General features: G+C 65.9%; 8 protein-coding genes. 1 reads left to right on the forward strand and 7 read right to left on the reverse strand.

The features are described 5' to 3' along the window. Positions 1 to 1,299: 1,299 nt before the first annotated feature. From Q0K12_RS11660 to Q0K12_RS11675, 4 genes are all read right to left on the reverse strand, one after another. Positions 1,300 to 2,304, reverse strand: coding sequence for a DUF3089 domain-containing protein (locus tag Q0K12_RS11660; protein WP_297263143.1), 1,005 nt, complete (start codon positions 2,302 to 2,304; stop codon positions 1,300 to 1,302). Positions 2,305 to 2,515: 211 nt separating this feature from the next. Continuing rightward, positions 2,516 to 3,730 (reverse strand): bifunctional 3,4-dihydroxy-2-butanone-4-phosphate synthase/GTP cyclohydrolase II, encoded by a 1,215-nt coding sequence (locus Q0K12_RS11665; protein WP_297263145.1) that lies wholly within the window; start codon positions 3,728 to 3,730, stop codon positions 2,516 to 2,518. Between the two features lie 122 nt (positions 3,731 to 3,852). Further along, complete coding sequence (locus tag Q0K12_RS11670) at positions 3,853 to 4,278, reverse strand: thioesterase family protein (RefSeq protein ID WP_297263146.1); 426 nt, start codon at positions 4,276 to 4,278, stop codon at positions 3,853 to 3,855. A 1-nt stretch (position 4,279) separates the two neighbouring features. Continuing rightward, positions 4,280 to 6,694, reverse strand: a complete 2,415-nt coding sequence (locus Q0K12_RS11675) for a heavy metal translocating P-type ATPase (RefSeq protein ID WP_297263147.1) — start codon at positions 6,692 to 6,694, stop codon at positions 4,280 to 4,282. A gap of 176 nt (positions 6,695 to 6,870) precedes the next feature. Here Q0K12_RS11675 and Q0K12_RS11680 point away from each other — a divergent pair, with 176 nt between their 5' ends. Next, positions 6,871 to 7,068, forward strand: coding sequence for a heavy metal-associated domain-containing protein (locus Q0K12_RS11680; protein ID WP_297228753.1), 198 nt, complete (start codon positions 6,871 to 6,873; stop codon positions 7,066 to 7,068). Positions 7,069 to 7,287: 219 nt separating this feature from the next. Here the strand turns inward: Q0K12_RS11680 and Q0K12_RS11685 are convergent, their stop codons facing one another. Genes Q0K12_RS11685 through Q0K12_RS11695 form a run of 3 tightly spaced genes read right to left on the reverse strand, consistent with a single transcriptional unit; the run spans position 7,288 to position 10,612 of the window. Beyond that, positions 7,288 to 8,109: a hypothetical protein gene (locus tag Q0K12_RS11685; protein WP_297263148.1), complete on the reverse strand. Its 822-nt coding sequence runs from the start codon at positions 8,107 to 8,109 to the stop codon at positions 7,288 to 7,290. A gap of 56 nt (positions 8,110 to 8,165) precedes the next feature. Beyond that, positions 8,166 to 9,761: a Ppx/GppA phosphatase family protein gene (locus Q0K12_RS11690; RefSeq protein ID WP_297263149.1), complete on the reverse strand. Its 1,596-nt coding sequence runs from the start codon at positions 9,759 to 9,761 to the stop codon at positions 8,166 to 8,168. Further along, positions 9,737 to 10,612 (reverse strand): HD domain-containing protein, encoded by an 876-nt coding sequence (locus tag Q0K12_RS11695; protein WP_297263150.1) that lies wholly within the window; start codon positions 10,610 to 10,612, stop codon positions 9,737 to 9,739. Before Q0K12_RS11695 ends, Q0K12_RS11690 begins: the two co-directional genes overlap by 25 nt. Between the last annotated feature and the right edge of the window lie 135 nt (positions 10,613 to 10,747).

Consider the following 10,747-nt stretch of genomic DNA (forward strand, 5'->3'; position numbering starts at 1 on the left):
GGCGGGATGTCTCCCGGTCTGCGCGTTGAGCGGCGGTGAGCGTCGTCCCGGCAGGAAAGTTCCCGCATGATTGGCGGTGAGCATTCCCCTTGGATGGAGCGTATGCCTCGGTGCGGAGGGTGTCTCCTGACGGGGTTTTCTTTTTTTGCCGCCGGCTTGCGGCTGCTGCCCGGCATCTGGGTATGGTCGCCTCCCGGCGAGGGGCAGGGGGTGAGAGGGGCGTGCCCCTCTACACCCCCTACGCCCCCGTACTCCCCCTTGTCCGTGTGGCGGCGGGCGTCGCTGTCGTATCACGTGTACCCAGTTCGCCGCTCGCCGCAGGGGGCGGTCGGCGCGGATCTTCCCGCTTCGCGGGCGATATGCGCGCCTGCTGCGGCGCTCCCGCATTGCGGGGATCGCCTCCGCGCCCCGGCTCGCTGGGCTGGCGGGATGTCTCCCGGTCTGCGCGTTGAGCGGCGGTGAGCGTCGTCCCGGCAGGAAAGTTCCCGCATGATTGGCGGTGAGCATTCCCCTTGGATGGAGCGTATGCCTCGGTGCGGAGGATGTCTCCTGACCGGGAGTCTTTTTCTTTTTTTTCGCTGTTTGGCGGTGCTGGTCCGGCAGGGATGGTTTCCCTGCTGATACACGGCGTATATGGGAGCTGCCGACAATCGGTGAACATGACAGGATTTTTTTCAGGACACCGTGTTCTTCGACCCATTGCGCCGAATCATCAGGGGGAAAGCCGTTTTTTCTGATGTGCATCAGCGGATGGCATGTCGCCTATGGGAAAGAATGAAGAGCCTGCTTTACTGAGGTAAGCGCGGCAGGGCGCGGAGGAGATCGCCGCCCCGCAGGGGCGGAAGCTCCGACGCCGGCCGGACGCTCGTCCCGCGTCGTCGCGGGACAGCGGGAGGCCGATAGCCCGCTGCCGCGCGGCAGGGAGGAGGCGGGGGGAAAACCTGCGCAGTCCTGCAAGCCATCAAGGATGGCTGCCCGACGCGGGGTACGGGGTTGTAGGGGGCAAGGGGCTGCGTAAGCCCCTGCCCCCTGCCCCCCGCCGGGAGGCGACCACGCCCCGATGCCGGGCAAAAGCCGCAAGCCTGCGAAAAAAACGCTGTATGCCCCGCGGGCTGTCATTCGGTCGCCCGCCGGGAGGCGACCACGCCCCGATGCTGGGCAAAAGCCGCAAGCCTGCGAAAAAAACGCTGTATGCCCCGCGGGCTGTCATTCGGTCGCCCGCCGGGAGGCGACCACGCCCCGATGCCGGGCAAAAGCCGCAAGCCTGGCGCGATAAAAATGCGCTATTTCCGCGCTGCGTCAGCGCCCCTTGTGGGCCGATGCGAAGGCGGCGATGCGTTTGCCTACGTTCTCCTGCAGGTTACGGTAAAAGAACTGGTAATCATAAAGATGATAGATGCCATTGGCGAAGAGGACGCCGGGATAAGCGTCTTCCTGGATGTCTGGAACCTTCAGCGTACCGCGCCGGGGATCCAGATACGCGCCGGTAAGGGCAGGGACCTCACGGATGATGGCCCCGCTGTAATCGGTAAAACAGGCTCCCCTGTTGGCTTCGCGCCCGGCTTTTTCCGAGTCCGTCCGCCAGTTGAGCGGATTTATGGCGTGAGTCCGCTGATCTCCGCCGACAAAGAGCGAAGAACGGATGCGCTCGGCCTCGCAGTTGAAGGAGATGATCACGCCCGTATCGTTTTCTCCCTGTGCCATGCGCAGTCTGGGAAACTCGGCCAGATCCTGATCCGTGATCCGCCAGCCGATGAGATAGGCCGCCACCAACCTCTCCCGGCAGGCCGGATCGTCAAGGAATTCCTTCAACAGACGCAGCCCCATGTCCGCGCCTTGTGAAAATCCAGCCAGCACGAAAGGCCGGTCCGGCACACGCCGCAGATAGGCCATGAAGGCGCTGCGAACATCAGCGTAGGCCGTACGCAGCCATTCCTCGCGCCGGTCCTCGGCAACGTCAAAGACCATCAATGTAGCCTGCCGGTAATAGGGAGCAAAGAGACGGCACCACGGCTCGTAGATCCCGCGCTGCATGTTCAGCGCGCCGACCATTTTGTGGCGGAAAGAGGGATCGTTGCTGTCGGTGAGCAGGCGGCCATCCTTGCCCAAGGCAACCGTAGGGGCAATAAGAAAGACATCCGCCGAATCGTTCCGTCCTTCGGCAAAAAAGGCCCAGTTTTCCGACCCGTCATAGTCCAGAGGCGCGGGCCTCGCGCAGGCGGCAAGACAAAGCAGCAGCGCCAGCAAAAGGCTGCACAAGGCAATATGGCGGTATGTGAGGGAGGTATTTTGCATTTTTTTCATGGTTGCCGCAGGCTGTGCCGGTTAGGGGATACCGATACGAATTGGGTAACTTATGACAATGGATAGACAAATAGCCATGTGCCCCCGTTTTCCTTTGGAGGCAAGGCCATTTTTCTCAAGTAAAAGCGCGCTGGGGAAGGGATGGGGGGAAGATGGCGACCGGATGGCGTCCCTTCCCCCCAAAACAAGCAGTGAATAGTGTCAACAGACCCTAATGGCCGCAGATGTGGCTGAGCAGGTGGTGCATCTTTTCTTTCTTGGTGCGGAGGTAGGCCTCGTTTTCGGGGCAGGCGTCCACCTCGATGGGCACGCGTTCCACGATCTCGATGCCGTAGCCGGAGAGGCCGACGATCTTCTTGGGATTGTTGGTCAGCAGGCGCACCTTGTGGATGCCGAGGTCCACGAGGATCTGGGCGCCGGTGCCGTAGTCGCGCAGGTCCGGCGGGAAGCCCAGCTTGCGGTTGGCCTCCACGGTATCGTAGCCCTCGTCCTGCAGGGCATAGGCGCGGATCTTGTTGGCCAGCCCGATGCCGCGTCCTTCCTGCCGCATGTAGAGCAGTACGCCGCGTCCTTCCCGCTCGATCTGGCTCAGGGCCGCGCCGAGCTGGGCCCGGCAGTCGCAGCGCAGGGAGCCGAGCGCATCCCCGGTGAGGCATTCGCTGTGCACGCGGACGAGCACCGGCTCCGGCCCGCTGATGTCGCCCTTGACGAGGGCGATATGCGTCCCGGGTTCGCGCTCGCTTTCATAGGCGCAAATGGTGAAGTCCCCGAACTGGCTGGGCAGATGGGCGCGGGCCGCGCATTTGACGGAGACCTGGCCGCGCTCCATGCGGTAACGGATGATGTCCTTGACCGCGGCGATCTTGAGGCCGTGCTCGGCGGCAAAGACCTCCAGATCGGGGAGGCGGGCCATGGTGCCGTCATCCTTCATGATCTCGCAGATGACCGCGGCGGGGCGCAGTCCGGCGAGGCGAGCAAGGTCCACGCTGCCCTCGGTCTGCCCGGCGCGGGCCAGCACGCCGTCGGCCCGGGCGCGCAGGGGGAAGACGTGGCCGGGGGTCACGAGGTCTTCCGGGCGGCTGCCGTCGGCCACGGCCACCTGGATGGTGCGGGCGCGGTCGGCGGCGGAGATGCCCGTGGTGGTGCCTTCGCGCGCCTCGATGGATACCGTGAAATTGGTGCCGAAGCGGGAGCCGTTGCGCTGCGTCATGAGGGGCAGCTCCAGCCGGTCGGCCATGTGCGGGGCCAGGGGCAGGCAGATAAGCCCGCGTCCGTATTTGGCCATGAAGTTGATGGCTTCCGGGGTGACGAATTCGGCGGCCATGGTCAGGTCGCCTTCGTTTTCCCGGTCTTCGTCATCGACAAGAATGATCATCTTGCCCTGTTTCAGGTCGGCCAGGGCTTCAGGGATGGTGCACAGGGGCATGTCGGTATTCTCCTGCCGCGTGGCGGCGATAAGTCGTGGATGCCCGCCGGACGACGGGTACGGGAGTAAGGTAGGGACGGCTTCCGCCCCTGTCAATGCGCGAGACCGTCCGGCGGGGCCGCTCAGAAGCCGTCCCGGTGCGCGAGGTTTTCGGCCTTGGTGTGCGTGCGGTGCTCGAAGGCCTCGCCGTTGACCATGACCCGCTCGTGGCGGCCTTCACCGATGAGGCCGCCGGCATCGTAGGCCGCCACATGGAAGGTGAATCCCTTGCCGTTGGCGGAGATGGCCGTCAGTTCCGCGGTGAAGCGCACCTTCATGCCGCAGGGCGTCGCCGAGACGTGGGAAACGTCCACATGCGTGCCCACGGTGGTGCAGCCTTCGGGCAGCAGGGGCTGGAGCAGATCCACGGCGGTGGCCTCCATGCCCGCGATCATCATGGCCGTGGCATAGACGTAGACATGACCGCTGCCGATGCTGGAAGCCATCATGTCGCAGGTGACGGTGATCTCTTTCTGGCCGGTGAGGCCGACATGCAGGGCGTTTTCCATATCAGTTCTCCTGCGCGTTGGGGGTGGAGGCCGGGTGCGCGGACGGCTGGTCGAGACGGAAGAAGCGCAGCCGCAGCGCATTGCTGACCACGGAGAAGGAAGACAGCGCCATGGCCGTGCCCGCGATCATGGGCGAGAGCATGGGGCCGCCGAACAGATGCAGCAGGCCCGCGGCGATGGGCAGGCCGAGGATGTTGTAGCCGAAGGCCCAGCCGAGGTTCTGCCGGATATTGCGCAGCGTGGCGCGCGAAAGGGACAGGGCGGTGAGCACGGCGCTCATGCCGCCGCGCATGAGGACGATGTCCCCGGCCTCGGCGCTCACGTCCACGCCGGACCCCACGGCCATGCCCACGTCGGCCAGCGCCAGCGCGGGGGCGTCGTTGATGCCGTCGCCCACCATGCCCACCGTCTGCCCGCTCTGTTGCAGACGCCGGATGTATTCGGCCTTGTCGTCGGGCAGCAGGCCCGCGCCCACGTCCTCCGGCGCGATGCCCACGCGGGCGGCGATGGCTCGCGCCGTGCGCTCGTTGTCGCCGGTGAGCATGACCACGCGCAGGCCCATGTCCTGCAGGCGGCGGACGACCTCCGGCGATTCCGGCCGCAGGGCATCGGCAAGCGAGAGGATGGCCGCGAGTTGCAGCCCCTCGCCGCCTTCAGCGGCGGAAGGTTCGTTCCCATCCTCTTCGCGGACAAAGGGCGCGACGGCCAGCATGAGCGGTGTCCGCCCGCGTTCGGAGGCGGCGGCCAGCCGTTCGAGGACGGCATCCGGCACGACGATGCCCAGCCGTCCCATGAGGCTGGTGCTGCCGACAGCCACCCGCCACTCCGTCTCGCCCAGCCGGACGATGCCCGCTATGCCGCGTCCGGGCCAGACGCTTTCGTTGCGCACGGGGCAGGCGGGCAACTCCCGCTCCTGCGCGGCCGTGGCGATGGCCCGCGCCAGCGGATGTTCGGAACGGCTCTCCAGCGCCGCCGCCAGAGCCAGCAGGGCGTCGGCGTCCAGCGCCGCCGGGGCGCTCTCCAGCCGCTGACTGTCCACCAGCACGGGTTTGCCCGTGGTGAGGGTGCCGGTCTTGTCCACGGCGATGACCTGGAGCCGGCCGGTCTGTTCCAGCGCGGCCCCGTTCTTGATGAGCACGCCGAGTTGCGCCCCGCGTCCCGTGCCCACCATGACGGACATGGGCGTGGCAAGGCCCATGGCGCAGGGGCAGGCCATGACCAGCACGGCCACAAAGACCGTCAGCGGCGTGCCGGCAGGTTCGTTGCCGAACAGCCACCAGGCCAGCGCCGCCAGCAGGGCAAGGGCCATGACCGACGGCACGAAATAGAAGCTCACCCGGTCGGCCAGCCGGGCAATGGGGGCCTTGCTGCCCTGCGCCTCGCGCACCAGCCGGATGATGCGGGCCAGCCGCGTGTCCTGTCCCACCTGTTCGGTACGCATGGTCAGGGGGCCTTCGCCGTTGACGCTGCCCGCCACCAGCTCATCCCCGGCGGAGACGGCCACGGGCACGGACTCCCCGGTGAGCAGCGACATGTCCACCGCGCTGGTGCCGGAGAGGATGACCCCATCCACCGGCACGCGGGCTCCCGGACGCACCAGCAGCACGTCCCCTACCTGCACCTCGGACAGCGGGATCTCCGTCGCGCCGCCGTCCTCGTGCACCTTGAGGGCGCGCTCCGGCGTCAGGCGCAACAGCGCGCCCATGGCGTCCCCGGCCTTCTGACGGGCCGTGAATTCCAGGAACTGACCGAATTCGATCATGGTGACGAGCACGGCGCAGGATTCGTAATACAGGTTCATGGCCCGGCCGGCGGGATCATGCCCCAGCAGGCCAAGCAGCGTGTTGGCAAAGCTGAAGAGGAAGGCCGCCCCGGTGCCCACGGCCACCAGACTGTCCATATTGGGCGAGCGCCGGGCAAGGGCCGTCAGGCCCTCCGCGTAAAAATGCCTGCCCAGCCAGACCACGGGCAGCGTCAGCATGAGCTGCGCCAGCATGAAGGCCCGGGGGGCGCTGTGCGGGGCGAGGGCTTCGGGCAGGGGCAGGCCCGCCATGTGCCCCATGGAAAGATAGAGCAGCGGCAGGGCAAAGCAGAGCATGGGCAGGAGGCGGCGCAAGCGCCTGCGGCGTTCCTCCTCCGCCTTGTGGCGGCTGTCGGCGAACTGGCGGGCCGGGTCTTCCGGCCGGGAGGGCGTCGCGCCGAAGCCCAGCCCCGCCACCTTGGCCACGATGGCCGCCGAAAGCTCATCCCGGCGGGACTGCGGCACCCGTACTTCCGCCTTGGCCGTGGCCAGATTGACGGATACGCCCGCCACCCCGTCCATACGGCCCACCACGCGCTCGATGCGCGACGAGCAGGCCGCGCAGTGCATCCCCTGGATATCGTAGCGCAGAGAACAGAGCTGTTCGGTACTCATGACGATCCTCCCCGCTTGCGGTCACCGGGCCGGCCGGTGTCCGCCTCGTTTTTCCGCCCGCCGTAGCCGTACCTCATGGGACGGCTTGACGCCTGTCCCGGGCGGGCGTACACAAAACATGAACCTTATGAAAATGAAAATCAATACCCTGTAAAATGCCTACTCAGGAGGACGATATGCCCGTACTCAAGGTGAACGGTATGCGTTGCGGACACTGCAAGGCGGCCGTGGAAGAAGCCGCCGCCAAGATCCCCGGCGTCAGCAGGCCGGAAGTGGACCTGGAAGCCGGCGAACTGCGTTTCGAGGAAAGCGCCCCTGTGGATATGGCCGCCCTGCGTGAAGCCATCGCCGACATCGGTTTTGACCCGCAATAGAGCGTTTTTGCCTTTTTCAAAGGCGAAACGCGAGGCGGCGGCACGGCGCTGCGCGCCATGACAAAAGGGGGGCATTTGCTCCCCTTGTGCTTTCCTGACATGCCGGACGGGCTACGTCCCTGAAGGACGCCCGAAGGCTGCCGGCGTTTTTTCCGGCGCACGGGAAAAGCCTGTTGCGCGCGCCGTCTCGCATGGTACCTTTTTCAAAGATGCCATGCTCTATTCGTCTTCGTCGTCCTCGTCATCCCCATACACATCGATCAGCACGCCGACGGCACGGATGCCGCCCGGGCCGACCTCCAGCAGTTCTGGCGTGACGCACTTGCTGTCGTTGTAGAATTTCTCCACGAATTCCCTGATGCTTTCTTCACCCGCTTCAAAATAATCCTTGCTGAAAATACAGAAGCGACGGGTGTTGGGAATGATGGCGTACAGCGGCCAGCCAAAGCGTTCTCTGACCCGTGCGCCGAAGGAGGGCGCGAGCAGCAGCGCGGCATTGAGCGTCTCGTCCGCAAGAGCGAAATAGCCGATGACGCCCTGGTTCCCTTCCTGGACCACAAGTTCCGTTTCCGCCAACAGGCGGTCGCCATTCTCATCGGCGGCCTGCCGGGCATCCTCTTCCGTAATGCCCCACTGTTCGAGCATGTTGGGAGTGAGGCAAAAATTATTGGAGGGCGTTTCCAGGATGAAATGGCGGGCGCTATGCGGCGTCAGGCCAACGGAGAAGGGCAAGGCCTCCTCCTCCGGCATGCGGGGACACATGGCGTGATGGATATGCCCACGGGCTTCTTCCCAATCGGGGGGGCCATCCTGCGTCAGGGCTTCGGCGATGCAGGCCACGAAGGTTGCCGGCGCTTTCTCGTCCCCGGTTTCGGCATAGTACTCCGTCAGGCTGGCCAGACTGATCTGGGCGACCGTGCCGGACGCCGCCCGGATGACCAGGCTGTTTTCGTCAGGCCGTGTCTCCACGAGTTCCAGCCCGTAGTCCGGCAGTTTCTCCAGCACGGCGTGCAGTACTTGCGGGTCGAATGTGTTTCCCACAGGCAGGCGTCTCCTTTAATGGTATCTACGTGCACCGCCAAAGACGGCGCAAGGGGTCATCCGGCTTGTACGGTCCCGGCTCCCCGGCTGACGAAACTGAACGGGATGTCGCGGCCAAGGCCTTTCTTGATGACTTTGTCCATGCCCTTGAGGGCGTCCTGCTCCACCAGGCAGTTGCCGTTGCCGGCGATGTGCAGGCGCACGGCCTCGCCGCCGTCGCGCCGGAACTCCGCCGTATGCACGTTCTGGCAGTGGGTGCGGTCGAGCCCTTCGGCCAGCGAGAGGAAGAGGGCGCAGGGGCGCAGATGCTGCGCCAGCCGTCCGAGCCCTTCGGTGGAGGCCTGCTCCTGCTTGCGGGACGGGCCCTTGCCGTGCAGCAGGGCCAGCTGGGCCATGAACTCTATCTCGTCCTGGGTGAAGCCCAGCAGTTCCGTATTGCGGATAAGGTAATGGCTGTGCTGGGCATGCTTGGGGTAGGCGATGAAGATGCCGATGTCATGCAGGATGGCCGCATGGCTGAGCAGTTCCCGCGCCTGTTTGTCCGGGCTGATGCAGCCGCAGTCCGCGGCGGAATCGTAGAGCTGCAGGGCAAGGCCCATCATGTGCCGGGCATGGCGCTCCTCGAAGTTGCAGCGCCGGGCAAGACGCTGCACGCTCTGCTCCCGGATGCCGCCGGGCACGGGCTGCGGGCCGTAGCCCAGCCGCCGCAGCTGATCCACCAGGATGCCGTCCAGGATGTTGCGGCCGCTGACCTGCATGCTCTCCATGTGCAGTTCTTCCAGCATGGCCTGCAGGATGGCCGCCCCCGGCACGAGCACTTCCGCCCGCCGCGGGCTCACCCCGGGCAGCTCCTTGCGTTTGGACAGGGGCAGGGAACAGATGTGACGGGAGGTGCGGCGCAGATTGTCCAGAGTGAGCGTGGTCTCGTCCGGGCCGGGAGCCGTGCCCCGCTCCAGACGGTACCCCAGGGCATGCAGGGTCTGGATGGTGCCGGAGCTGCCCACCAGTTCCGTGATGTCGTAGGCGCTCACCCGCTGCAGGCTGTGGGAGGCCTCCATGCGCACGAAGTTGCGCATGGCCGCGAATTCGGCTTCGGAGACCGGCTTTTCCCGTCCCTGCAGGAACTGGTTGTCCAGCCGCACGCAGCCCAGTTTGAGGGATTCGAGGCAGACGTGATCCAGCGAATTGCCCACGGCCAGCTCCGTGCTGCCGCCGCCGATGTCCATGAACAGGCGCTGGCCCAGGCTGTGCGGCAGGCCGCTGGCGACCCCCAGATAGATGAGCCGCGCCTCTTCCTGCCCGGAGATCACGGTAACGGCCAGCCCCGTGGCCTCATAGGCCCGCTGGATGAACTCCTGCGCGTTATGGGCGTCGCGCACGGCCGAGGTCGCCACGGTGATGACCTCCTGCGCGCCGTAGGAGGCGCACATGGCGCCAAAGGAATGCAGCACATGGAAGGCCCGCTGCATGGCCTCTTCCTGCAGGCGGCGCTCCTGAAAGGCGTTCTCGCCCAGGCGCAGCATGTGCTTGACGCGGTTGAGCACCGCGAACACGCCGTTGGGCGCGATGCGCACCACCATGAGATGGGCCGAATTGCTGCCCAGATCGATGATCCCCAGAATACGGCCTACGCCCGTCCCTGTCCCTTGCATTGCCAGCGAACCTCTTTTTCATAAACCTGTCGGAACAGCTCCGCCTTGCTCTCAAGGCGATGCAGCTCCGCCGAGCAGCCCAGTGCGGACTTCACTTTCACGACCAGCGTATCCCCGTCGAGACGCGCCTCCAGCTTCCCTATCGCGCCCGTGTGGCTGTAGTCCAGCGCATCGGCCAGCCGCAGCAGGGCGGCGAGCTGCCGCACGGCGCGCTGTTCCGTGGCGTCCAGCGCCGCAAAGCGCCGCTGCCGGCGCGAGGGGTCGCGACGGCGGTGGTAGCGGGCCACCAGCGCCGCGTAGGCCCGCAGTTCGGCCGGCACGTCCTGTCCGGGCACGAGGTTCTGCCGGATCATGCGCGCGCTGCGCTTGTGGTGGCCACGCTGACCTTCGACCCAGCCCACGTCATGCAGCAGGGCCGCCCAGTCCAGCACGCCGCCCCAGAGCGCGTCGAGGCCGTGCAGCGCCTGCGTGGCCCGGAAGAGCTCGCGCGCGAAGCCCGCCACCCGCTTGCCGTGCACCAGCGCCTCCAGCAGGCTGTCCTCGCGCAGCTCCGCGGTCGTGTCGTCGTCGGGCAGCGGCGCTGCCGCCGGGACGGACAGACTTCCCTTGTCCCCGCCCGTGGCCGCGGCGTTTTGCTTTTTCTTCTTTTCTCCGGCAGCGGCGGAGGCCAGACGCAGGACCTCGGTCGAGACGTCCACCGCCCCGCCGGGCCCGCCCGCGGCCGCCAGTTCCGTTTCCCGGGCCAGACGTTCCGCTTTTTTGGCCGCCTTGGCCGCCAGCTTCTTCTTGATGGGGCAATTCTTGCGGCAATCCTTGCAGACGCCGTTATGCCAGTGCTTGCAATGCGCCATATCGTCTCCTTGCGCATAACGCCCGTCCGGGGCCCTCGGGCCCCGGCTCGGAAAACGTTCTAGATGTTGTGTTCCGATAGGTTGTTCACCCTTTCCTCATTCGGTAAGTTGGAAGTTACCAGACAAACCAACAAA

It is taken from the genome of uncultured Desulfovibrio sp. (genome assembly GCF_944324525.1).
Lineage (GTDB): Bacteria > Desulfobacterota > Desulfovibrionia > Desulfovibrionales > Desulfovibrionaceae > Desulfovibrio.